The sequence below is a fragment of the Cellulomonas sp. KRMCY2 genome, assembly GCF_000526515.1.
Classification (GTDB): domain Bacteria; phylum Actinomycetota; class Actinomycetes; order Actinomycetales; family Cellulomonadaceae; genus Actinotalea.
The window spans coordinates 1685997-1707656 of the sequence record NZ_JAGF01000001.1; the positions used below are offsets into that span (position 1 = coordinate 1685997).

Genomic DNA, 21660 nt, shown 5'->3' on the forward strand with positions numbered 1-21660 from the left:
GCGGTCGGCGCGCCGATGGGCTGCGGGGCCTCGCTCGCCGGTGGGACGCTCGGCGCATGACGGTGCGGGGCGACTTCCGGACGGTGCTCGAAGGCCTCGACGCGGCCGCGACCCAGGAGTTCCTGACGGCGCACTCCGCGCTGCCCGGGCCACGCGCCAACCTCGAGCTCCTCGCCGCCTTCGGCGATGTCGCGCCCGCCGATCAGATCCTCGCCCTGGTGGGATCCGACGACGAGTACGTCGCGTCGTGCGCCGCTGCCGCCCTCGGGCGGCTCGCCGGATCCGGGTCGGCCGAGCAGTCCCGGCAGGCCCTCGACCTGATGCGCGCGTCGGCCGCGGACCTCCGCTGGCGGGTCCGGGAGGGCGTGGCGATGGGCCTGCAGCGGCTCGGTGACGCCGACCCGGTCCGCCTGTGCGCCGTCGTGCTCACCTGGGCGGTCGCCGACGACCCGCTGGTCCAGCGCGCCGCCGTCGCGGGGATCTGCGAGCCGCGGCTGCTGCGCGACCCGTCGACCGCCCGGTGTGCGCTCGAGGCCTGCCGCCTCGCGACCGCGTCGATCGCGGCCCTCGGTCCGGAGGTCCGCCGGCGGACGGACGTGCGGGTCCTGCGGCAGGGCCTCGGGTACTGCTGGAGCGTCGCCGTCGTGGGCGACCCCGAGCACGGGCTGCCCGCCTTCGACGAGCTCGCCGCGTCGGACGATCCCGATGTCCGCTGGATCGTCACGGCGAACCGCTCCAAGGCGCGGCTGATCCGACTGCTCGCCGCGGCACCGGGATCCTCGGCCCGGTGACGAGCGGCGCCGGTCCACCGGCGTCCCACGGGCTCCCGGGCGCCGTTCCATGGTCATCCGACTATTCCGCGCGGGGGCATGGATACTGACGCGGTTGCCGGAAGGTCGGCGGCCGAGGGACTCTCGTCTCTCATGATCTCCAGGAGGAGACATGACCGTCAGGCTCCACGCACCGAACGATCGACCCGAAGGATCGACAGTTCTGGAGCAGGATCCGGCGCTCCCACCGGTCGCTCTCGACGCCGCGCTCCTGGACGCCGAGGACCGTAGGTGGACCCCGGCCAAGATCGCCCTGTGGGTCGGCATCGCGCTCCTCGGCGGGGTCAGCTGGGTCGTGATCGCCATCGTGCGCGGTGAGACGGTCAACGCCATCTGGTTCGTCTTCGCGGCCGTCTGCTCGTATCTCATCGCGTACCGCTTCTACTCGAAGTTCATCGAGAAGCACCTGCTCGAGCCGGACGACCGGCGCGCGACCCCGGCGGAGTACAAGGCCGACGGCAAGGACTACGTCGCCACCGACCGCCGGGTCCTGTTCGGCCACCACTTCGCCGCGATCGCCGGGGCCGGTCCGCTGGTCGGCCCGGTGCTGGCTGCCCAGATGGGGTACCTGCCGGGAACGATCTGGATCATCGTCGGTGTCATCCTCGCCGGCGCGGTCCAGGACTACCTGGTGATGTTCTTCTCGATGCGCCGTGGTGGGCGTTCGCTCGGTCAGATGGCGCGCGACGAGCTCGGCGTCGTCGGCGGCACGGCGGCCCTCGTCGCCACCCTCGTCATCATGATCATCATCATCGCGATCCTCGCCCTCGTCGTGGTCAACGCCCTGGCCGAGAGCCCGTGGGGCGTGTTCTCGGTCTCCATGACCATCCCGATCGCCCTGCTCATGGGTGTCTACCTGCGGTTCTTCCGCCCGGGCAAGGTCACCGAGGTCTCGATCATCGGCTTCGTCCTGCTTGTCGCGGCCATCATCGGTGGCGGCCTGATCGCCGACACCGCGTGGGGCACGGAGATCTTCCTCCTGGACAAGGTCACCATCGCGTGGGGGATCATCATCTACGGCTTCATCGCCGCGATCCTGCCGGTCTGGCTGCTCCTGGCCCCCCGGGACTACCTGTCCACCTTCATGAAGGTGGGCACGATCGTGATGCTCGCCGTGGCGATCATCGTCGTCCGTCCTGTGATCGACGTCCCCGCGGTGAGCGAGTTCGCCAGGGCGGGGAACGGTCCGGTCGTCGCCGGGTCGCTGTTCCCGTTCCTCTTCGTCACGATCGCCTGCGGCGCGTTGTCGGGCTTCCATGCGCTCATCGCCTCGGGGACGACGCCCAAGCTCGTCGAGAAGGAGCGTCAGACCCGCTTCATCGGGTACGGCGGGATGCTCATGGAGTCGTTCGTCGCGATCATGGCGCTGGTCGCCGCCCTGTCGATCGACCGTGGGATCTACTTCGCGATGAACTCGTCCGCTGCCTTCACCGGGGGCACCGTCGAGGGTGCTGTCGCGTTCGTCAACGGCCTCGGCCTGCAGGGTGTCGACCTCACGCCGGCGATGCTCACCCAGACGGCGAGCGACGTCGGCGAGCAGTCGATCGTCTCCCGCACCGGCGGTGCGCCGACCCTGTCCGTCGGGCTCGCGCACATCATGCAGCAGGCCATCGGCGGCAGCGGGATGATGGCCTTCTGGTACCACTTCGCGATCATGTTCGAGGCGCTGTTCATCCTCACCGCCGTCGACGCCGGCACCCGCGTCGCGCGCTTCATGCTCCAGGACAGCATCGGCAACGTCGTCCCGCGGTTCCGGGACACCTCCTGGCGCCTGGGGGCCTGGGTGACGACGGCGGTCATGGTCGGTGCCTGGGGCGCCGTGATGCTGATGGGCGTCACCGATCCGCTCGGCGGCATCAACACCCTGTTCCCGTTGTTCGGCATCGCCAACCAGCTGCTCGCGGCCATCGCGCTCGCGGTGTGCATGGCGATCGTCGCCAAGCGAGGCACCTTCCGGTACCTGTGGATCGTCGCGGTCCCGCTGGCGTTCGCCTCGGTCGTCACGATCACCGCGTCGTTCCAGAAGATCTTCTCGCCGGTCCCGGCGGTGGGGTACTTCGCGCAGCACAGCGCCTTCTCGCAGGCCCTGGCGGACGGCAAGACGAGCTTCGGGACCGCCGGCACCGTCGAGGCCATGGAGGCAGTGGTCCGCAACACGATGATCCAGGGTGTCCTGTCGATCCTCTTCGTCGGCCTGGCGATCATCGTGATCGTGACCGCGATCTGGGCGACCTGGAACGCCTTCCGCGCCGGCGGCGGCCCGAGCACCGAGGACCCCGCCCTGCCGTCGAGGATCTTCGCCCCGGCCGGGTTCGTCCCGACCCAGGCGTCGAAGGAGCTCCAGCAGCAGTGGGACGAGCACCGAACCGGTCAGGTGCCTGTGCGGACCGGCGGTCACTGATGGACCTGGCGGGACCCCTGCGCCGGGCGTGGCGAGGTCTGGCCTGGTTCGTCCGAGGCATGGTCCGCGAGGACGCCTACGAGAAGTACCTGGCGCACGTCGAGACGACGCATGCGCCCGGCCAGGAGCCGCGCCCGATGACCGAGCGTGAGTTCTGGCGGGACCTGACGGACCGGCAGGACACCAACCCCCAGGGCCGGTGCTGCTGAGCACCGGGTGAGCACCGGGTGAGCTCAGGGCACCGGTCTCAGGTCGTGACCGGTCTCACGTCGTGGCGGCCTCCGCACGCAGCCCGGCGACGATCTCGCGCACCTGGGCCGGGGTCACCCGGCCCAGTGCCTTCCGGTCGATGAGCAGGGCCGGCGGCTGGTCGCACATGCCGATGCAGTTCACCCAGTCGAGCGTGACGAGGTTGTCCGCTGACGTCCCGCCGACCGTGACGCCCAGCTCCGCCTGGAGCTGCTCGGCGACCCGGCGCATGCCGGCCATCTCGCAGCTGAGCGTGCGGCAGACGTGCACGATGTGCTTGCCGGCCGCCTCCATCTTGAGGAACGAGTAGAACGTGACGACGCCCTGGACGTCGACCGGGGTGATGCCGAGCCGGTCCGCCACCACCTGCATGGCGACGTCGTTGATCTCGTGCCGCTGCTCGCGCAGGCCCTGGAGCACCGGGATGAGGGCGCTGCGCGTCGCGCCGTGCGCGTCGACGAGGGCGTCGATCGCGGCGATGAGGTCCGCGTGCTCGGCGGCGAGCTCCACCGGAAGGGTCAGCATGTCGACTCCTCGCCCCGGGCGTTCACGTCGATGAACGTGCCGCGTGCGGTGTACTCGGTGTGCAGCAGATGGTGGCTGATCTGCCCGCACGGCCCGTCGGTGAGGAACTCCTCGTACAGCCGCAGCACAGCGGGGTTCTCGTGGCTCTTGCGCGCCCGGCCGGTCTCGCCGTAGTGCGCGTCCTCGCCGTAGATCGCCTTGGCCCGCGCCGTGCGGATCGCGGCATCCGTGGGGATCGGCTGGCCACCGCCACCGAGGCACCCTCCGGGGCACGCCATGAACTCGATGAAGTGGCACTCGCTGAAGGTCCCGCCGGCCTTGATGTCCGCCATCACGCGGTTCGCGTTGGCGGTGCCGTGCACGACGGCGACCTTCAGGGTCACGCCGCGCAGCCAGTCCCAGCTCGGTACCAGGTGGGCGAGGATCGGCGGCACCGGGCCGAGCTGGTCGGGCAGCGTCACCTCGGCCATCCGCGCACCGTCGAACCCGCGCACCGGCGTGATGTCCGCATGGCTGAACAGGTCCTCGACCTTGAGCCCCGTGACCAGCTCGATCACGGTGCGCAGGGCGGCCTCCATCACACCACCGGTCGCGCCGAAGATGATGCCGGAGCCGCTCGCGGTGCCGAACGGGTCGTCGAAGTCGCTCTCCGGCAGGTCCGGCAGGTGGATGCCGTTCTCGTGGATCATCCGGCCGAGCTCGCGCGTGGTGAGCGCGAAGTCGACGTCCTGGTACCCGCTGTCGGTCATCTCGGGCCGCCGGGACTCGAACTTCTTCGCGGTGCAGGGCATCAGGGAGACCGACACGACGTCGGCCGGGTCGATGCCGTTCCGGTCCGCGTACCAGGTCTTGATCAGCGCGCCGAACATCTGCTGCGGGCTCTTGCAGCTGGACAGGTTCGGCAGGTACTCGGGGTACTTGTGCTCGATGTACTTGATCCAGCCGGGGCTGCACGAGGTGAACTGGGGCACCGGCCGGCTGCTGTCGCCGAGCACGAGGTTCTCGTACAGGCGCAGGAGCAGCTCGGTGCCCTCCTCGATGATCGTCAGGTCCGCGCTGAAGTTGGTGTCGAAGACCTTGTCGAAGCCCATCTCCTTGAGCGCGGTGTTGAGGTTCCAGGTCATCGGCGTGCCCGGCTCGAGGCCGAACTCCTCGCCGATCGCGGCCCGCGGTGCCGGCGCCGTCTGGATCACCACGTGCTTGGTCGGGTCCTCGATGGCCGCCCACACGTCCTGCGTGCTGTCGGCCTCCTGGAGGGCGCCGGTCGGGCACCGGTTGATGCACTGCCCGCAGTTCACGCAGACGACCTCGGAGATCGGCAGGGTGAGGTAGGGCGACATGGTCGTGGAGTCGCCACGGCCGATGACACCGAGCGCCCCGACGCCCTGCAGCTCGGCGCAGGTGCGGATGCAGCGCGTGCAGTGCACGCACTTGTTCATGTCCCGCATGATCGACGGCCCGAAGGTGTCGAAGAGCCGGGTGGGTTCGGTCCGGTGGCCGAACCGGAAGGTGTCCGAGCCGTACTCCGCGGCGAGGTCCTGCAGCTCGCAGTTGCCGTTGCGCCCGCAGGTCTGGCAGTTGCCGCAGTGCTCGGCGAGCATCAGGTCGACGATGTCCCGCCGGGCCTGCCGGACCCGCGGGCTGTACGTGCTGATCTCCACCGGTGCAGTGATCGGGTAGGCGCAGCTCGCCTGGAGGTTCCGCTGGCCGGAGACCTCGACGACGCACACCCGGCAGACGCCGGCGTCGGGCAGGTCCGGGTGGTGGCACAGGGTCGGGATCCGCCGGCCCGCGCGCTCGGCCGCCTCGAGGATGCTGGACCCCATCGGGACCTCGACCGCGCGACCGTCGACAGTGACGGTGACCATCTCGTCGGTGTTCAGCGGGGTGGCGCTCGCCATGATGCGCATGGCCTGAGCGCGGACTGCCGGGTCCTGGGTCTTCACCACTCGCTCCTTCGTGCTGAGCCGGTAGCCGGTACGCGGCCGAGGACCTCGGTGCGGTAGTTCTCGATGATGGAGAGGAAGACGTTGGGGCTGGCCTGCCCGAGACCGCACTTGGAGGCGACCCGCATGGTGCCACCGAGCTTGATCAGGTCTTCCAGGTGCGCCAGCGAGCACTCGCCGCGCCGGAGCATCCCGATCCCCTCGAGCAGCTTGACGTTCCCGACCCGGCACGGCGTGCACTGGCCGCAGGACTCGTTGACGAAGAACCACTGCAGGTTCTCGGCCACCTCGAGCAGGTCCCGGTACGGACCGATCACGATCACCGCGCCGCCCGTAGAGACGTCCTCGTAGCTGATGGCCCGGCCGAACGACGCGGCAGGGACGCACACGCCCGCGGCGCCACCGACGATGGCCGCCTTGGCGTCCTGCGCGCCGGCCGCCTCGAGCACGTCGGCGATGCTCACCCCGAGCGGGAACTCGTACACGCCGGGCCGGGCCACGTCGCCGGACACGCTGAGCAGCTTCGGCCCGGTGGAGTGGTCCGTGCCGATCCGCGCGAACCAGTCGGCGCCCTTGGCCATGATGGCAGCCGCCCACGCGAACGTCTCGACGTTGTTGACGACCGTCGGGGCACCGTGCAGACCCTTGACGACCGGGAACGGGGGCCGGTTGCGCGGCTCCCCACGGCGGCCCTCGAGGCTCTCGATGAGGGCCGTCTCCTCACCGCAGACGTAGGCGCCGGAGCCGAGGTGGATGGTGATGTCGAAGGTCAGGTCCGCGCGACCGGCCACGCCGGCGCCCAGGAGGCCCGCCTCGCGGCGTCGGGTCAAGCACTCCTCGAGGTCCGCGAGCAGGTACACGTACTCGGCGCGCAGGTACACGATCCCCTCGGTCGAGCCGATCGCGTAGCCCGCGATCGTCATGCCCTCGAAGACCAGGTCGGCGAGCTCGTCGAGGAGCACGCGGTCCTTGAACGTGCCGGGTTCGCCCTCGTCGGCGTTGCAGACGACGTACCGCTGCCCGCCCGGCGCCGGCGCCGCGGCAGCGAGCTGCCACTTGAGGCCGGTCGGGAAGCCCGCGCCGCCCCGACCTTTCATCCCGGAGTCCTTGACGGTCGCGACCACGCCGGCCGGGTCGAGGGCCAGGGCGGCGCGCAGCCCCCGTCCCACCTCCACGCCGGCGAGGGTCATGGGAGTACGCACGCTCATCGGGCAGTCTCCTTGGACCTGAAGAGGTCGCCACGGCATCGAGGCGACACCTCGACCGTAGGTGGCCGTATCACGTCGCCGCATAGGTCCTTTGGGCCCAATGTCCACGGTCCCGTGCCTGTGCTGCTGAGCGCCGGGTCGGTCCGACGCCGTCGCCGACGTCTGGACGTCGCCACCCACCCGGACAAAGGCCGCACAAGGGACTAACGGCCCACTCTTGCGGGGAGGCCGCGGCAGGGGGAATGGTGGGTCGGGGGCAGACGTGCGCCCACCAAGGGGGGTGGACATGGCTGACGTGCTGAGGGTGGCGCGCAGCGTGCTGCCGGCGGGTCACGTGCAGGTGGCGCGCGGCACGCGCCCGGCTGTCGGTGGCGCAGGCGCGGCCGACCCGGTCCGCGCCGCCCGGAACGGGATCAGCCGGGTCACCCTGCTCGGCGGGTTCGGACTGACTGTCGACGGTCGCCCGGTCAGCGTCCCGGTGACCCTGCAACGGGTCGTCGCGCTGATGGCGCTGCGGGGCAGGTGCGGCCGCAGCAGGCTCGCCGGGTCGCTCTGGCCGGAGAACACCGAGGCCCGCGCCCTGGCGAACCTGCGCACCGCCATCTGGCGGGCCAACCAGCTGTGCCCCGGGCTCGTGGTCGCCGACCACGACTGCCTCGCCCTGGACGACGACGTCGACGTGGACGTGACCCGGCTGGTGCGGGCGGCCCATGACGTGATGGACGGCCGGGCCACGACCGACCCGGACCAGCCGACGCTCCGGTACGTCGAGGGCGACCTGCTCCCGGACTGGAGCGACGAGTGGCTCGTGCCCGACCGCGAGCGGCTGCGCCAGCTCCGGCTGCACGTCCTGGAGACGATGGCGGGCCAGCTGTCGGCCGACGGGATGTTCGGACTGGCGATGGAGGCGGCCCTGGCCGCGCTGCGGGCCGATGCGCTGCGCGAGAGCGCCCACCGGGCCGTGATCCGGATCCACCTCGCCGAGGGCAACCTCGCGGAGGCGGTCCAGGCGTACCGGCACTGCTGCGCAGTGCTCTCCCGGGAGTTCGGGGTCGCCCCGTCGGCCGAGACGTCGCGGCTGGTCGGCTCGCTCGGCTGGGCTGTGCCGGCTGTGCCGATCGTGCCGGCTGTGCCGACTGTGCCGATCGTGCCGACCGTGCCGCTGTGATGCCGCAGAGACGTGCGGGAGACGCCACCGCCCGATCCTGGGCACATGTCGGTGGGCAGCGAGCGCCTCGCGGAGCAGCGGGCCCTGTCCGCGGCCCGGCCCGGGGGCCACCGCGAGGAGGTCCGCCTGCGACTGCTCGGCGGGTTCGAGCTCACGGTCGGCGGCAGGTCCTGGGACCTGCCGCCGGCGGCGGCCCGGCTGGTGGCGTTCCTGGCGCTGCAGTCGCGGCCGCTCATGCGCTCGCACGTCGCCGGGGCGCTGTGGGGCGATCGCAGCGAGAACCGGGCGGGCGCGTGCCTCCGGTCGGCGATCTGGCGGGTGAACGGCGGGCGCGCGACGCCGGTGATCCAGGCCGGCCGGACCCGGATCGCCCTGAACGGCGTGTCGGTCGACGCGCACGAGGCGGCGGGCGCCGCGCACACCCAGCTGATGGGTGGCAGCCCGGTGTCGCCGCAGGTCCTCAGCGGTGAGCTGCTCCGCGGCTGGTACGACGACTGGGTCATCGTCGAGCGCGAACGGCTCCGTCAGCTGTGCCTGGAGGGCATGGAGCAGATGGCGCAGTCGCTGCTCCGTGCGGAGCTGTGGCACCGCGCGATCGAGGCGGCCATGTTCGTGGTCGCGACCGAGCCGCTGCGCGAGGCCGCGCATCGGGTGATCATCGAAGCCCAGGTCGGCGCGGGGAACCGGGGTGAGGCGCTGCGTCAGTTCACTGTGTGCCGGGAGCTGCTCGTTCGCGAGCTCGGCCTGGAGCCGGGGCCGGCGTTGCAGGCGGCAGCGGCTCGGGCGCGAGAGGCGTGACGGTCGCGGCCGGTCGCCCGGTTCGAGGCATCACCAGGAACCCGTAGACCGTGAAGCCGACGGCGTACCCGGCCTGGACGAGCACGTCCGCCTTCGAGATGCCGGTCGCGACCGTGCCGTCGGCCGTGATGAACGCGACGGCGTCGATCAGCCCGTGGATGATCACCAGCGGCCAGATCGCGCCGGTGCGCAGGGCCACGGCCGCGAAGGCGAAGCCCATCGCGGCGGCGTACCCCACCTGGAGCAGGGTGGCGGCCGGGTCGGCGCCGACGAGCAGGTTGGCACCGTGCGCGAGGCCGAACAGGACCGAGGAGACGATCGCCGCCCGCCAGGTCCCCCGGGCCATGAGGGCACGCAGGATCAGCCCGCGGAAGAACGTCTCCTCGACGAAGCCGACCAGGGCGGCCAGGGCCAGGTAGGAGGCCAGCCGGCCGGGCTCGATGCCGGCGAGGGACGCGATCGCGGTGCCGAGCACGGGCAGGAACGGGAACAGCGGTATCCAGTACAGGCGCAGGTCCCGTGACGTCCTCAGCGGGCGGAAGCCGACGTCCCGCCACGCGTGCAGCCGGGTCAGCAGGATCGCGGCCAGGGCGGCCAGCGCCGCCTCTGCGGCCAGCTCGAGCCGACCGGTCGGCAGGTCGAACGCCGATGCCGCCGCGTGGGCGGCGACCAGCACGAGGACGACCGTCACCACGATCAGCGCGGTGAACAGGTGCGGCCGTCGGACGTCGAGGGCCTGGAGGTCGTGCCGCTGCTCAGCGGGCGGGGGCGCGTCGTCGTGACGTGGCGGGGGCGTCACACCCCACCGTAGGCATCGGGGCGGATCGTGACCCGGGGTCGAACGTCCCTGTGGCACGCGCCGTGCTGCGCGCCGGCCGAGGTGCCCGCCGGGCGAAGACGACCCGTCGCTGGACCTGGAAGCTGGCCGCGAACAGCGTCGCGTCGGTCACGACCTTCGCCGCCACCAGCGGCAGCCCGACGTGCGTCAGCGCGGCCAGCAGGCCGTAGCCGGCCGCGAGCAGGGCGACGGCGAGGCTCCAGTACTGGGCCGCGGCCGCGCCGACCGGCTTGTCCGACCCCCCGGCGAACACCAGCCGGCGGTTGGTCAGGAAGTTCACCGTCGAGCTGATCACCCGTGCACCCACGACCGACGTGAGCAGCTGCCCGGTCACCGCGTGCAGCGCGAGCAGCGCGACCGCGTCGACGGCGAAGGCGCCGAGCGACGAGAGCAGGAACCTCAGCAGCGGGGCGAGGACCCGCAGCGAGTCCGCCAGCGGCCGGAAGTGCGAGGACGCGTTCTGCTCCAGGTAGATCGTCTCGATCCCGACCTCCTCGATCCGGTAGCCGGCGCCCTGGGCCCGCAGCAGCACGGTCAGCTCGTACTCGAACCGGTCGCCCGGGACGGTCTGCAGCCAGCCGAGCATCGAGGCCGGGTAGCCGCGCAGACCGGTCTGGGTGTCCTGGACGCGCAGGTGGGTGGCCAGCCCGACCAGGGGCCGGGTCATCGCGTTGCCGAACCTGCTGCGCACGGGGACGTGTCCGGTGAACCGGCGTGCGCCGAGGACCATCGCAGTGCGTCCCGACCCGGCCCGCCCGGCGTGCACCTGGTCGGCCACGCGCAGGATGTCGACCGGGCTGTGCTGGCCGTCGCAGTCGGCGCACACCACGTCCTGACCCGGGTGGACCCGGGCGACGTGCTCGAACCCGGCCCGCAGGGCGAAGCCCTTCCCGCGGTTCGTCGGGTGCCCGATGACGGTGCAGCCGAGCGCGCGGACTGCCTCGACGACCGGCCGGTAGGCGGGGCCGCTGCCGTCGTCCACCACGACCACGTGCAGGTCCGGCCGGGTGCCGAGGACCTGCTCGACGAGCCGCACGAGGCGCTCGTCCGGCTGGTAGGCGGGGATCAGGACGATCACGGTCGTGCCTCAACCCGCGATGTAGAGGATGTCGGAGGTTCCCCGTTCGCGACCCTTGCCGAGCGGGTCGTTGACCAGCTCGCCGTCGAAGACCATGGTCGAGGAGCCGCCGCCGTCGAGGTTGTAGGCGGTCGTGGCGCCGAGCCCCTGCATGATCTGCGCCAGCTCGGTCATCGTGGCGCCCTTGCTGTACCCCGGGCTGCGACCGTCGACGACGACGAAGACGAGGTGGTTGGCCTCGATCACGCCGACGGCGGTGCGCGGCTGGTTGCCCTGGATCGAGTGGTTGCCGACGTTCGTGTCGATCTCGACGTCCTCGATACCGGCGACGACCTGCCCGTCGGCGACGATCGCCGGACCGAACGAGAGCGTGTTCCACACCCCTGCGGCGACGAGCTCGGCGGCGGTCGTGGCCGTCTCGTCGTAGACCGCCACGGTGCCGTCCCGGTAGAAGGCGAGCCCGTCGCGGGCGTCCTCGTCGCGGTAGACGACCCCGTTGCGGATGACGATGCCGGTGTCCCGGAAGCCGTAGTAGTCGCCGTTGACGGCGAAGATCGCGTCGTTGTCGGCCGCGATGTCCGAGGTGTCCTCGGTGATGTTCAGCCCGAAGCTGTTCTGGGCGAAGGCCGACCGCAGGGCGGTGGCGTCGGTCAGGACGACGTCGGCGACGTAGTAGGTGACGGTGTCCTGCCCGCTGCCGGTGACCACCGTGGAGATCGTGACCGAGGCGTCGTCGGACACCGCGGAGGTGTCGGTGACGACGGCGGGGGTGGCGGTCCCGGCCGAGGAGGTGGCGGTGTCGGTGGCGTTGGTGGTGTCGGTGGTCCCGCTGGTGTCGGTGGTCCCGGTGGCGGGCTGCTCCGCGGACTGGGCGGCCTCGTACGCGTCGACGTCGGCGATCTGCACGTGCTCGATCACGTAGCGGTCGAGCGCCCAGCCGGCGACCCCGACCAGGGACAGCGACAGGGTCACGATGCCGACGACGACCGCGCGGTGGGCCGGTCGTCCGGGCTTGCGGGTGGCTCGTTGCATGCGCCAGTTCTAGGCGGCGCCGGTGTGCCGTCGATGTGCCTGGGCTGTGGCTCCGCTGAGAGGGCGTGCGCTCGCCCGGCTCGCGCCAGTCCTCAGACGAGCACGAGCGGGTGCGGTCGGCGCGGGCTCCGGGCGGCGCGTCCGCTCGGTCGGCCGACGCGGACCATGGCGATGACCTCCGCGCCGTCGGCCAGGCTGCTGAGGCGGTCCGCGATGTTCGGGCTGCGGCCGGTCGCCTCCTCGCGTTCGGCCACCTCGACGGCCTGGTTGAGATGCTGCATCGCCCAGCCTTCGCTGGTCAGGGCCAGGTGCAGACGCTGGAGCGCGCATCCGGCCCGCAGGCGGGCGGCGACGTCCGTCCGGGGTGCCAGGACGAGGCCGTAGGCGCGGGCAGTCGCGGTGTGCACCTCGCGAGTCATCTGGACCCAGGTGGCGTCGCCGCGTTGCCGGGAGACCGGCGGGAGCATCTTCGCGGCCAGCTCGGTGAGCGCCGGCAGCGCCTGGCAGTCCAGGGTCAGGCCGTCCATCTGGCGACGGACCTCGTCCGGGGTGGTGCGGAACCAGGCGAAGCCGTCCCTGCTCATCGCCTCGTCGGCGACGACGATCTCGGCGGCGTCCACGAGCAGCGCGCCCGCCTCGTCGAGCTGGTGCCCGCCGGTCAGCCATCGGACCTCGACGCCCTCGCTGCCTGCTGACGCGGTACGGGCGAGGTGGTCGAGGAGCTCCTGACCCGGCGCCTCCTCGGGGTAGGGTCCGCGGTCGCAGTGCCGGCTGCGGATCGCGTGGAACAGGGGATCGTCGTCCCGGGCGTCCGCCTGCGTGAGCGCGATGGTGGCGACGAGCTCGGGTTCCGTGGCCGACGGCACGAGGGTGGTCTGTCCGGACAGGCCGGACGGCGGGCAGGCGAGCTCGAGGTTCGCCAGTGCGCACCCCAGGCCCAGGTGAGCCTCGCGTCGGAACGGGTCGACGGCGCCGAGTGAGCGTCGGGGATCGTCGAACAGGTCGGCGCGAGAGCCGGTCAGGTGAAGCAGCCAGTTCTGCATGTTGTGGGCGCTGGCGGCCAGCACGGTTGCCGCCGCGAGCGCACCGGTTCCGGACTCGCCCGAGCTCCGCCACGCCTCGAAGGCCGGGCCTTCGAAGGGCGCGAACACACCCTGGTCGTCGGCGCGCCACACCATGCCACCGGCGACGACGACGGCCCCGGCGAGCGCGCCGCGGAGGAACCTCCTGCGGGTCGGCCCGGAAGCGGGCGCCGCATCGGGCGACCGGTCGACGTCGGAGTCGTCTTCGGTCCCTCGGGTGCGTGCTCTGCCCATGGTCTGTCTCCTCAGGTCGCGCGACCGGTGCTCAGGTAGGGCTCGATCACGGCGCGCAGCAGGTTCTCGCCGACACGGGGGTCCGGGTCGCCTTCCGCTGAGTCCAGCTCGGCGAACGACCACCACGTCTCGGCGAGGATCCACAGCGCCCGGACGACGTCCTCGAGCCGGTCGTCGTCCACGGCCCGGATGACGCCGCTCGCACGCCAGGAGCGCGCGAGCCCCGTGAGCGCCGCCAGTCGATGCTCGCGGTTGGCGACGTACGCGGCGTGGAGCTCTGGGTCCCCGTGGACGAGGGCAAGCATGTCCCGGGCGAGGAACCGGTACGTGCGACTCAGCTCGGTGGCGGCGGAGAGCCGGGCCAGCACCTGGTCCGGTCCGGGCGGAGGGCCTTCCGGCGCCTCCCAGAGCACACCGTGGGCGTCGGCGAACCGGGTCCACAGGGCCCGGATGATCTCCGGCTTGTCGGCGTACCAGTAGTAGAGGTTGCCCGGGCTGATCCCGACGTGTGCTGCGATGTGGTTGGTCGTCACCCGGGCCGTGCCATCCCGGTTGAACAGCTCCAGCGCGCCGTCGAGCACGCGGTCAGCGGTCTGCCGGGCGGTCCGGGTTCGAGGGGTGCGGGCCATGTTTTAGAGCATACACTCCAAAGCACGGCCACTCATCGGTGGATGGCGTCGCAGTTGGTCCGGGTCCAGCAGGCATGGACCGACAAAGCCGGCACCATTCTCGGTCTGTGAGGCCGGCGGCCGTCGACGGACGGCTCGTCGGTGCCGTGCGCCACGATGAGAGCGTGTCTGGTGACCTGACTCTGCTGCCCGACTACGCCGATCTGCTCGCCGACCTCAAGGACCAGGTCCGTTCGGCCCGGCTCCAGGCTCACCGGGTCGTGAACACCGAGCTGCTCACGCTGTACTGGCGAATCGGCGACGCGATCCGCATCCGCTGGTCGGCGTGGTGGACGGCCAGGTAGGCGCGCACGTCGCCGCCGACCGTTGATGCCGCCAGGCTGGCCGCCAGCTGCATGCCCGGTCCACCACGACCCTGCGGCCTCGTCCTGGACTGCCCGCCCGGCGGCCTCGCCTATGCCGCTGAGCACCGCCGCCTCCATACGGTCGTGGCGCCCGGGGTCCAGGACGCGCAGGTATGCGTCCTCGTACTGCGGGACCAGGCGCGCCAGTGACGATGCCCGGCTCCACTCCTCGTCCAGTGTGGTGGTGGCCGAAGGGGCGGCGCTGGACGTGTTCAGCTTCGCGCGGGCGGGCGTGGGCTGGGTGCGCAGGTCGACGTCGAGCAGGTCGCCCGTGACGAAGTGGACCTTGTTGCTCAGGCGACCGCGGGTCACGCCGGAGTACAGGAACACTCATCTGCTCGGCGGGGGCCGCCACCGGCGGCTCGAAGCAGGCCTTCACCACCGGCACGTGGTGAAGGTGACGCCGGCGGAGGAGGCGCTGCTGCTGCAGCTCGCCGCCGCGCAGGGGGTCACGGTTCCTCGTCTGCTGGTCGAGGCGGCGCTGTCCGCGTCGGCCGGCCAGACCCCGACGGAGCGGCGCAACGCGATCGCCGAGCTGTTCCGGATCTACCGGTTGCTGGGGACCATCGCGAACAACGTGAACCAGATGGCGCGGGCGACGAACGCGACCGGCCAGGTGCATCCCGAGCTGACCGAGACGATGCGGGCGGTGCGGCGGGTGGCGGACCGTGTCGAGGGCGCGATCGACGGGTTGGCCCTGCCGTGATGCCCAACGTGGTCCGCGGTGAACGGATGGGTGGGCTGTTGACCTACCTGGCCGGTCCGGGCCGGGCGAACGAGCACACCGAGCCACATCTGGTGGCCGGTGATGCGCCGATGATGGCGTGGCACGGTGAGGACGAGCTGAACCACTCCGCGGCCCTGTCGATCGCGCGCTACCTGGACCAGCCTCGCCGTGCGTTCGACGTCGAGGTGGCCGGCGGTCATGTGTGGCACTGCTCGCTGAGCCTGCGCGCCGAGGAGGGGCAGCTGAGCGATGAGAAGTGGGGGGCGATCGCCCGCGACTTCGTCGACCGGATGGGCTTCGGCGACGAGGGTGGCTCGAAGGCACCGTGCCGGTGGGTGGCGGTCCGTCACGGTGTGTCGACCAACGGCAACGACCACATCCACATCGCGGTGAACCTGGTCCGCGAGGATGGCACCAAGGCCGGGGTCTGGCGCGACTTCCAGCGCGCCCAGACCGTCGCCCGCGACCTCGAGCGCGAGCACGGGCTGCAGGAGCTGGACACGACGTACGCCTCGCGTGGGCTCAAGCCGGGGGAGCGAGAGGCGCACGCGCGACGCTCCGCGCGGGCCACCTACGAGCGGGCCGCCGTGTTGGGCGCGACGCCCTGGGCGGGGCTGAGTGCGGCGGATCGGAACGGGCGGATCACGGCGGCCGCGGCCGGCGACCAGCCACGCTGGGACCTGGCCAGGCGGGTGCGCGCGTGCGCGACAGCGAGCGTCGATGAGGCGGAGTTCGTGCGCCGAATGCGCCAGGTCGGGTTGCTCGCCCGGCCGCGCTTCGCGGACGGCCGCGACGACGTCGTGGTGGGCTACTCGGTCGCGGTGCGACCGACGGCGGGGGAGCGGCCCGTTTGGTACGGGGGCGGGCGCCTGGCGCGCGACCTGACGCTGCCGCGGCTACGCGAGGTGTGGCCCGACACCCCGCAGTGCGCGACCGCGGCCGCAAGTGAGTGGTCCGCTGCGAGGCGCGGCCGGCGGCCGGTCGCACCGGGTCGGGAGGTCGACCAGCCGGGCCCTGAGCTGTGGGCGCAGTACACCCGTCAGGTCCAGGAGCTGCGCGAGCAGCTGCGGGCGGTCCCGATCGAGGACCGTGAGACCTGGGCTCGGGTGGCCGGGCAGACGGCCGGTGCGTTCGCGGCCTGGTCACACCGGGTCGAGGCCACGCCCGGCCCGCTGGCCGCGACCGCCGATGCGCTGGCGAAGTCCGCACACCTGCGGCGCAGTCCCGCGCGACCGACGCGCACCGCGATGGCTTCGGCTAGTGGCGCGGCACTCCTGCTGATCCAGGCCGCTCAAGGCGGGCAGGGGCCGGCCGCCGAGGCCGTCATGCTGCGCCAGCTGGCGAACCTGGCCAAGGCGCTGTACGACATGCACCGCGCCGCGGGCGACGCGCGCCGCGCCGCGGAGGTCGCGGCCGCGGTCCGCGGCCAGCTCGCTCAGGTTGCGGCCCGGATGCCGCAGCCCGCCGGCCACGCGCACGTGGTCGACCAGCGCGTCACGGACGCTACGCGTCGCGCACAGCAGGGCCAGGCGCCTATCCAGGCCGGGTCACCAGTCCCGGCCCGGCTGGACCCGGCCCGACCACGAACACCAGCCGCACCCGGCAACGACCGGGGCGGGCCCGAACGTTGAGCACCATCCGCAGACACAAGGGGGAGCGTCATGTCTGAATCCGACGGGATCGAAGAGGCCTTCGAGGGCACGCTGCGCGTCGCCGTCACCGCTGCAGGACGGGTCGGTGAAGAACTCATGCGGATGCGTGAGGCGCAGCTGGCACGCGCTCGAATCAGCAGCGAGCAGGAAGGCCGCGAGCTCGCAGTGCGCCTGGACGCCGAGCGCGCCGGCGCCAGGGCCCAGCTGGCACCCGTGCGCCGCGACGAGTGGTGGGCCGGTGCCGATGCTCAAGCGATTGGTGCCGCGTACGCCACTGCCCACGCGTGGGCAGGGATCGAGCCCGAAGCTGACCGGGCCGAGCAGCACATCCGCACGGAGCTGCGCACCCGGTACGGCCTTGACGTCGACCACGCCGGCGGCGACCCAGCCGCAGTCAACGAGGCCATCGCCGCCGGCCTACGGGCCGAGGCCCAGCGGCTTGACCGCGCGGCCAGCACGGCGATCACCGAGGCGCACGCCCTGATGGCCCAGGCCGACCGCGCAGACCGTGCCGCGCAGGACGCACGCGGGACGGTCTCGCCCCAGCACCAGGCCGACGCCATGAGCCAGGAGATCGAGCAGCGCGCAGCGGACAAGGCTCGTGCGCAGGACGAACGGGACCTGGCGATCGCTGGCCGCACGTTCCCGACCGAGGAGCACCGCGAGGCCTTCTACGACCGCGAGCCCGAGCTCGCCCAGAGCGAACGCCAAGCCGCGGCAGAGGACTCGCGCGCTGGTGCGGCACGCGAGAGGGGCGCCACGGGCTACGACTCTGCCGATCGCCGCCGGCAGATGGCCGCCGACCTCGACGGCAAGGCTGACGCCGAGACGATCAACGCCCGAGTGGTCGCCGACACCGGCCAGGCGCGGCATCCGCGCGAGGCCGTAGACACCAAGGGCGGCCCCGCAACGGCCGGTCGCCGAGGTCGCGGCGCCACCGCCCGGCAGCGTCAACGCCCGGGACTGGGTCGGTAGGTAGCACAACGAGGAGAGCGCCGCCCTGGCGGCGGAACGGAGTACCACCTGACCAGCTACATCCTCAACGGCTACACCCAGGACCTCCCCACCGGAGCGCCGTCAGTGCCTGGTCCTGAGTCGTCGCGGACCTCAGGCGCGTCCTGGACGCGCCGCGCCGCTACCGTGGGTGGATGAAGATCGCCGCCGTCGTGCTGGCCGCCGTTGGCGCAGCCCTCCCGATCTGGGGCGGCCTCGGGCTCTACCGCCGCGCTAAGACTGCGGCCGCCAAGATCCCGGAAGGCCCCGCTGACATCGCGTCGTTCAACGCGATGATGAACGGTCTTCATGACCGGGCGGTCGAGGACGTCGCCGCTGCTCGCGGAGACCTGATCCGAGTAGGCGCCGGGGTCGTTCTGTCTGCCATCTCGTCGGTGCTCGCAGCGTTCAGTTGAGGCGTCGCGTTCGATGGAGGTCTTTGCGCCTTGTCGTCCGGGCGCGCATCATGCGGGCGAGGTCGCTGATGGCGGCTTCCCGCTGGTCCTAGAACGCCGCGCGAGCGGCATCGAGGTCGCCTTCGAGGTCCGGGTCGTCCACGTCCGACTACCCGCCAGTCGGCACGCTCAGCACGCCGCGTGGCATGGGAAGGACTCCCCGGTGCTCCCTGCACAGCAACAGCATGAGGTCAGGGTTGTAGCGCTCGGGGTTTCGGATGTCAGGGACGGGTGCGGACCGGTACACCACGTCCGTGCCGTCCGACACACCGCACTCACGGCACTTGCCTCCGTCCCGCTCCCGCACGGAGTTGATCACGTCGCGACCGCGCTGGACGTACGCCTCGATGTCCACTCTCTGCTTCCGCTCTTCCTCAGGCGAGCGGGTGATCAGTGCAGCCACGAGCAACAGCGGTCCACCGATGGCGCTGACGAACTTGAGCGGTGTGACCCAGCCTGGGGACGTGTCCACTGCGCACTCGAAGGCGCTACCGACGCAGACGTACTCGGTCTCGGTTGCGGCGAAGCCGACGGAGCAGCCACCCAAGAGCAGCAGTAGTCCTGCAATCGCGAGGGTGATCCGCAGCGCCTTCGCCTGCTTCGTCGTCACTACCTGACCTCTCCTCGTGCGTCTGTCTCCTAGAGCCATCGGCACAGCGAGGTGCCTACTCCACTACACGGTCCACATCGAGCGGGACGACGGCTGCACCCAGTGTCCGGAGCTTCCGCGATGTTGATCGTGCGGAGCGGGGGAGTGACCGTATCGCCCTGGCGCGGCGCGGCCCGGCGAGCTGCGGACCGTATCCGCTCCAAGGCGCTCAAGAGCAGCTGGTGGCAGCCCAACCGTCTTGGGAGCGTCATACAAGGCCCATACCACGCAAGACCCGCGGCTCGGTCGGTCGTCACCAACGACGTCCGTGGTGACTGCTACGTTCGTTGCCGAGCAAGGATGAGAGTCAGGGGGTTTCGGTGCGTCGCGTGTCGCGCACTACCCAGCCGGCAGGCGCACCGTACGAGTGGCATGACTACGTTGCCAGCGACCGCGCGCGCGTCGCGGAGAACGAGTTGGACGCCTGTCTGCAGAACACCTGCGTCAACCAGGCCGACTACGACCTTTGCGTCGAGGGTGTCGACGCGCGCAAGCGGCGGGCCGCGGCCGGACGCCTGGCGCCCTCGAGCGAGGTCACCCCGGTGATGAGCCAGCCTGTCCTGTGGGAGATCAAGTGGGACTTCTCCGACCGCCAACTCCGGCTCTACCATGCCGAGCCCCAGCAGGATCCGCGAGCACTCCTCGCCCTGATGTACCACTGGAAGGACACCTCGGGTCGGACTCCCTCTGAGGTGAACACGGCGCAGAACGCACAGATGGCGGAAGCCGCCGAGCGGTACCGGCGATCACCACTCCACCCGGTCGATGGACTCGACTGCTGAAGCTTCACCCTGCCAACGGACTGGACGACCGAACCGCAACCCTATAGATTTGAGTCTATGGCTGACGCACCGCGCTTCACGCGCGACCGCAACACCCCCTCCCGTCGCCGGGCCGCGGCACTGGTCGAAGCCGACGAGATGCTGCACGCCTCTCTCATCGCCGCTCGCCACGACCAAGGCCTGTCCCAGCAGCACGTTGCCGAGGTCATGGGCGTGACCCAGCCCACCGTCGCCGCGTTCGAGCGATATGACAACGACCCGCGTCTGTCGACGATTCGCCGCTACGCGCATGCGGTCGGCGTCGTGATCACACACGCCGTCTCGCGCGACGGAACGCCGGTGCAGTGCGGCTGGGCGCCCGTGTCGACCAGCTTCACGTTCTCCGTGAACCCCGGGGCTACTGCTCGACAGGTCCAGTTCGCGGCTCCGGACACGATCAAGAGCTCCGTGGCTCTCGCGGCATGACAACAGGCGCTGACGTCAGACAAATCAAGGACGTCGTCGAGCTCCTGCAGGCATCGGAGCTTAGCGAGATCCGCTATTACCAGATCGCCGGCGTACGGGTCGAGCGACCCGACGGTGAGCCCGTGCGGGAGACGGGCCAGGACCTGAAGGTGCAGGTCGGCGGCGACGCAAACGGCCTTGAGACGCGCGTCCTGATGACCGTGTCCACGGAGGAAGCGAACCTTGCAGCCGAGGTAGGTGCCCTCTACTCCTTCGAGGAGCCTCTGGAGATCCCGCAACCCGTCATCGCCGAGTTCATCGAGAAGGTCGGCGTCATGGCTGTCTTCCCGTTTCTGCGAGAGTCCGTGTTCACGACCGCGACCCGGCTCGGCGTCCCCGCGCCTGTCATCGGGCTCTTGCGCGCCGGGGAGCTCCATGTCGAGGCGCCGGACTCGGAAGCGAGCGAGTCAACGGCCGGGGTCGGCGGCGTCTAAGGTCGCCAGCGCCGCGACCAGCAGGATGTGGCGTGCAGGGCGCTCGGGGCTCGCGCACCCCAGGCTCCAACAGCCCGACCCGTGGCACCCGCCTACATCGGAATGCGGGGAAATTGCGATCAGGGCGTCGAGGACGCTGCCGGACTGCGAGAACGCGACCGCGTCGACCTGGTCATGGACGGAGTCCAACGGGGTCCGCTCCATTGGGTGGGATAATGCACGGAATCCCGTGTGATGGCCGCTACGGTCAGGTTCCATGGCGATCGAACGATCCGACCTCGAGCTGGTCTGGCCGGCGCACCTGTTCGTCCAGGAGGCCGGGGAGCTGCTCGGCGCCGGCCAGACCTCCGAGGCGGTCCTGGGGGTGGGGCCGTGGCTACTCGGGGTCGGTGACGTCGGTGATGAGGTCGGCGAGCTCGGCGCTGCTGGGCAGGGCGGCGCGACCCGCCGGCCGACGCTCTCGGCCCGATGAACGATGAACGATGAACGGCGCGCTCGCGTGCCGTAGTGTTGGGCCTGCCATGCCGGGGAGCTCGAGACAGTCGAGCTGAGAGGACGGCCGGGATTCATATCCGGCGCCGTCGACCCGTGAACCTGACCTGGGTAATGCCAGCGTAGGGATGCACTGTGGCCGACGTGTGTCGGTGCCTGCGGGTCGTGAAGCCCCTGGGTGTCCCCGGTCTCGTCGTCGACGTCGCCTCCCGTCGTGCGGTTGACCCCCGGTCCGACGTCCGGAGGATTCGATGCTTGCCGAGATCCAGGTGTATCCCCGCCCTGCCGGGGTTCCCGATGCCCCCTACGCCCATGTCGATGCCGCGATCGCTGTGATCCAGGCATCCGGTCTGACCTATGAGGTCCACGCGCTGGGCACCGTCGTCGAAGGGCCGCCGGACCGGCTCTGGCCGCTGCTGCGTCAGGTCCACGAGGCCACGCTCGCGGCCGGTGCGCAGGCCAGTTCCAGCGTCATCAAGGTGTCCGAGGGTGCCGACGACGCGGGCCCGCGGATCGTGGACCTCGTCGCGAAGTTCCGTGCCTGAGCCGT

The 21660-nt window shown here is 71.2% G+C and carries 24 protein-coding genes and 1 riboswitch; of the genes, 15 read left to right on the top strand and 9 right to left on the bottom strand.

Annotation, left to right across the window (positions count from 1 at the left end; genetic code table 11):
• Positions 1-56 precede the first annotated feature (56 nt).
• From K415_RS0108180 to K415_RS0108190, 3 genes are all read left to right on the top strand, one after another.
• Entirely contained in the window at positions 57-791 is a 735-nt protein-coding gene (locus K415_RS0108180; protein WP_024286584.1) for a hypothetical protein, read from the top strand.
• A 151-nt stretch (positions 792-942) separates the two neighbouring features.
• The gene (locus tag K415_RS0108185; protein WP_024286585.1) at positions 943-3231 is read left to right on the top strand and encodes a carbon starvation CstA family protein; all 2289 of its coding nucleotides are present in this window, start codon (positions 943-945) and stop codon (positions 3229-3231) included.
• Entirely contained in the window at positions 3231-3440 is a 210-nt protein-coding gene (locus K415_RS0108190; protein ID WP_024286586.1) for a YbdD/YjiX family protein, read from the top strand. The genes K415_RS0108185 and K415_RS0108190 overlap by 1 nt, the downstream gene beginning before the upstream one ends.
• A gap of 55 nt (positions 3441-3495) precedes the next feature.
• Here the strand turns inward: K415_RS0108190 and K415_RS0108195 are convergent, their stop codons facing one another.
• From K415_RS0108195 to K415_RS0108205, 3 genes are read right to left on the bottom strand one after another with little or no spacing between them, the layout of a single operon-like run.
• The gene (locus tag K415_RS0108195; protein ID WP_024286587.1) at positions 3496-4005 is read right to left on the bottom strand and encodes an NAD(P)H-dependent oxidoreductase subunit E; all 510 of its coding nucleotides are present in this window, start codon (positions 4003-4005) and stop codon (positions 3496-3498) included.
• Positions 3999-5951, bottom strand: coding sequence for an NADH-dependent [FeFe] hydrogenase, group A6 (locus K415_RS0108200; protein ID WP_197024690.1), 1953 nt, complete (start codon positions 5949-5951; stop codon positions 3999-4001). The genes K415_RS0108195 and K415_RS0108200 overlap by 7 nt, the downstream gene beginning before the upstream one ends.
• Complete coding sequence (locus K415_RS0108205; protein WP_024286589.1) at positions 5948-7159, bottom strand: NADH-ubiquinone oxidoreductase-F iron-sulfur binding region domain-containing protein; 1212 nt, start codon at positions 7157-7159, stop codon at positions 5948-5950. Before K415_RS0108205 ends, K415_RS0108200 begins: the two co-directional genes overlap by 4 nt.
• Before the next feature lie 286 nt (positions 7160-7445).
• On the opposite strand from K415_RS0108205, the gene K415_RS0108210 reads away from it, so the two are divergent.
• Together K415_RS0108210 and K415_RS0108215 are read left to right on the top strand one after the other, a co-directional pair.
• Complete coding sequence (locus K415_RS0108210; RefSeq protein ID WP_024286590.1) at positions 7446-8327, top strand: BTAD domain-containing putative transcriptional regulator; 882 nt, start codon at positions 7446-7448, stop codon at positions 8325-8327.
• Between the two features lie 45 nt (positions 8328-8372).
• Positions 8373-9125 (top strand): BTAD domain-containing putative transcriptional regulator, encoded by a 753-nt coding sequence (locus tag K415_RS0108215; RefSeq protein ID WP_024286591.1) that lies wholly within the window; start codon positions 8373-8375, stop codon positions 9123-9125.
• Here K415_RS0108215 and K415_RS0108220 read toward each other — a convergent pair.
• The 5 genes from K415_RS0108220 to K415_RS22665 form a co-directional block, all read right to left on the bottom strand.
• Positions 9034-9924, bottom strand: a complete 891-nt coding sequence (locus tag K415_RS0108220; protein WP_024286592.1) for a CPBP family intramembrane glutamic endopeptidase — start codon at positions 9922-9924, stop codon at positions 9034-9036. The genes K415_RS0108215 and K415_RS0108220 overlap by 92 nt on opposite strands.
• Complete coding sequence (locus K415_RS0108225; RefSeq protein ID WP_024286593.1) at positions 9881-11041, bottom strand: bifunctional glycosyltransferase family 2/GtrA family protein; 1161 nt, start codon at positions 11039-11041, stop codon at positions 9881-9883. The genes K415_RS0108220 and K415_RS0108225 overlap by 44 nt, the downstream gene beginning before the upstream one ends.
• A gap of 9 nt (positions 11042-11050) precedes the next feature.
• Positions 11051-12073: a phosphodiester glycosidase family protein gene (locus tag K415_RS0108230; RefSeq protein ID WP_024286594.1), complete on the bottom strand. Its 1023-nt coding sequence runs from the start codon at positions 12071-12073 to the stop codon at positions 11051-11053.
• Positions 12074-12165: 92 nt separating this feature from the next.
• Positions 12166-13389 (bottom strand): hypothetical protein, encoded by a 1224-nt coding sequence (locus tag K415_RS0108235; RefSeq protein ID WP_024286595.1) that lies wholly within the window; start codon positions 13387-13389, stop codon positions 12166-12168.
• Between the two features lie 11 nt (positions 13390-13400).
• Positions 13401-14018 carry a TetR/AcrR family transcriptional regulator gene (locus K415_RS22665; RefSeq protein WP_024286596.1) on the bottom strand — a complete coding sequence of 206 codons (618 nt, stop codon included), beginning with the start codon at positions 14016-14018 and terminating at the stop codon, positions 13401-13403.
• Between the two features lie 164 nt (positions 14019-14182).
• Between K415_RS22665 and K415_RS0108245 the strand changes: the two genes are divergently transcribed.
• The 5 genes from K415_RS0108245 to K415_RS0108265 all read left to right on the top strand — a co-directional run bounded on the left by K415_RS0108245 (position 14183) and on the right by K415_RS0108265 (position 18210).
• On the top strand, positions 14183-14362 hold the full coding sequence (locus tag K415_RS0108245; RefSeq protein ID WP_155859404.1) for a hypothetical protein: 180 nt from the start codon (positions 14183-14185) through the stop codon (positions 14360-14362).
• 451 nt (positions 14363-14813) lie between these two features.
• On the top strand, positions 14814-15128 hold the full coding sequence (locus tag K415_RS24600; protein WP_231494851.1) for a MobC family plasmid mobilization relaxosome protein: 315 nt from the start codon (positions 14814-14816) through the stop codon (positions 15126-15128).
• Positions 15129-15154: 26 nt separating this feature from the next.
• Positions 15155-16780 carry a relaxase/mobilization nuclease domain-containing protein gene (locus K415_RS0108255; protein ID WP_231494852.1) on the top strand — a complete coding sequence of 542 codons (1626 nt, stop codon included), beginning with the start codon at positions 15155-15157 and terminating at the stop codon, positions 16778-16780.
• 30 nt (positions 16781-16810) lie between these two features.
• Entirely contained in the window at positions 16811-17776 is a 966-nt protein-coding gene (locus tag K415_RS22670) for a hypothetical protein (RefSeq protein WP_024286600.1), read from the top strand.
• A 173-nt stretch (positions 17777-17949) separates the two neighbouring features.
• Positions 17950-18210, top strand: a complete 261-nt coding sequence (locus K415_RS0108265) for a hypothetical protein (RefSeq protein ID WP_024286601.1) — start codon at positions 17950-17952, stop codon at positions 18208-18210.
• 148 nt (positions 18211-18358) lie between these two features.
• Here K415_RS0108265 and K415_RS0108270 read toward each other — a convergent pair whose 3' ends face one another.
• Entirely contained in the window at positions 18359-18859 is a 501-nt protein-coding gene (locus K415_RS0108270) for a hypothetical protein (protein WP_024286602.1), read from the bottom strand.
• A gap of 368 nt (positions 18860-19227) precedes the next feature.
• On the opposite strand from K415_RS0108270, the gene K415_RS0108275 reads away from it, so the two are divergent.
• From K415_RS0108275 to K415_RS0108300, 5 genes are all read left to right on the top strand, one after another.
• Entirely contained in the window at positions 19228-19680 is a 453-nt protein-coding gene (locus K415_RS0108275; RefSeq protein WP_024286603.1) for a hypothetical protein, read from the top strand.
• A 57-nt stretch (positions 19681-19737) separates the two neighbouring features.
• The gene (locus tag K415_RS22675; RefSeq protein ID WP_024286604.1) at positions 19738-20145 is read left to right on the top strand and encodes a helix-turn-helix domain-containing protein; all 408 of its coding nucleotides are present in this window, start codon (positions 19738-19740) and stop codon (positions 20143-20145) included.
• Positions 20142-20618: a hypothetical protein gene (locus K415_RS0108285; protein WP_024286605.1), complete on the top strand. Its 477-nt coding sequence runs from the start codon at positions 20142-20144 to the stop codon at positions 20616-20618. Before K415_RS22675 ends, K415_RS0108285 begins: the two co-directional genes overlap by 4 nt.
• A 256-nt stretch (positions 20619-20874) precedes the next feature.
• Positions 20875-21090: a hypothetical protein gene (locus K415_RS0108295; RefSeq protein ID WP_024286607.1), complete on the top strand. Its 216-nt coding sequence runs from the start codon at positions 20875-20877 to the stop codon at positions 21088-21090.
• A gap of 43 nt (positions 21091-21133) precedes the next feature.
• A riboswitch (TPP riboswitch) is annotated at positions 21134-21257 on the top strand.
• A 104-nt stretch (positions 21258-21361) separates the two neighbouring features.
• The gene (locus tag K415_RS0108300) at positions 21362-21655 is read left to right on the top strand and encodes a thiamine-binding protein (protein ID WP_024286608.1); all 294 of its coding nucleotides are present in this window, start codon (positions 21362-21364) and stop codon (positions 21653-21655) included.
• The last annotated feature ends 5 nt before the right edge of the window (positions 21656-21660 follow it).

What these genes read in the sequence shown, in the direction of transcription:
- K415_RS0108180 (WP_024286584.1), top strand. Translation starts at nt 57, where the DNA reads ATGACGGTGCGGGGCGACTTCCGGACGGTGCTCGAAGGCCTCGACGCG.
- K415_RS0108185 (WP_024286585.1), top strand. Translation starts at nt 943, where the DNA reads ATGACCGTCAGGCTCCACGCACCGAACGATCGACCCGAAGGATCGACA.
- K415_RS0108190 (WP_024286586.1), top strand. Translation starts at nt 3,231, where the DNA reads ATGGACCTGGCGGGACCCCTGCGCCGGGCGTGGCGAGGTCTGGCCTGG.
- K415_RS0108195 (WP_024286587.1), bottom strand. Translation starts at nt 4,005, where the DNA reads ATGCTGACCCTTCCGGTGGAGCTCGCCGCCGAGCACGCGGACCTCATC.
- K415_RS0108205 (WP_024286589.1), bottom strand. Translation starts at nt 7,159, where the DNA reads ATGAGCGTGCGTACTCCCATGACCCTCGCCGGCGTGGAGGTGGGACGG.
- K415_RS0108210 (WP_024286590.1), top strand. Translation starts at nt 7,446, where the DNA reads ATGGCTGACGTGCTGAGGGTGGCGCGCAGCGTGCTGCCGGCGGGTCAC.
- K415_RS0108215 (WP_024286591.1), top strand. Translation starts at nt 8,373, where the DNA reads ATGTCGGTGGGCAGCGAGCGCCTCGCGGAGCAGCGGGCCCTGTCCGCG.
- K415_RS0108230 (WP_024286594.1), bottom strand. Translation starts at nt 12,073, where the DNA reads ATGCAACGAGCCACCCGCAAGCCCGGACGACCGGCCCACCGCGCGGTC.
- K415_RS0108235 (WP_024286595.1), bottom strand. Translation starts at nt 13,389, where the DNA reads ATGGGCAGAGCACGCACCCGAGGGACCGAAGACGACTCCGACGTCGAC.
- K415_RS22665 (WP_024286596.1), bottom strand. Translation starts at nt 14,018, where the DNA reads ATGGCCCGCACCCCTCGAACCCGGACCGCCCGGCAGACCGCTGACCGC.
- K415_RS0108255 (WP_231494852.1), top strand. Translation starts at nt 15,155, where the DNA reads ATGGGTGGGCTGTTGACCTACCTGGCCGGTCCGGGCCGGGCGAACGAG.
- K415_RS22670 (WP_024286600.1), top strand. Translation starts at nt 16,811, where the DNA reads ATGTCTGAATCCGACGGGATCGAAGAGGCCTTCGAGGGCACGCTGCGC.
- K415_RS0108265 (WP_024286601.1), top strand. Translation starts at nt 17,950, where the DNA reads ATGAAGATCGCCGCCGTCGTGCTGGCCGCCGTTGGCGCAGCCCTCCCG.
- K415_RS22675 (WP_024286604.1), top strand. Translation starts at nt 19,738, where the DNA reads ATGGCTGACGCACCGCGCTTCACGCGCGACCGCAACACCCCCTCCCGT.
- K415_RS0108285 (WP_024286605.1), top strand. Translation starts at nt 20,142, where the DNA reads ATGACAACAGGCGCTGACGTCAGACAAATCAAGGACGTCGTCGAGCTC.
- K415_RS0108295 (WP_024286607.1), top strand. Translation starts at nt 20,875, where the DNA reads ATGGCGATCGAACGATCCGACCTCGAGCTGGTCTGGCCGGCGCACCTG.
- K415_RS0108300 (WP_024286608.1), top strand. Translation starts at nt 21,362, where the DNA reads ATGCTTGCCGAGATCCAGGTGTATCCCCGCCCTGCCGGGGTTCCCGAT.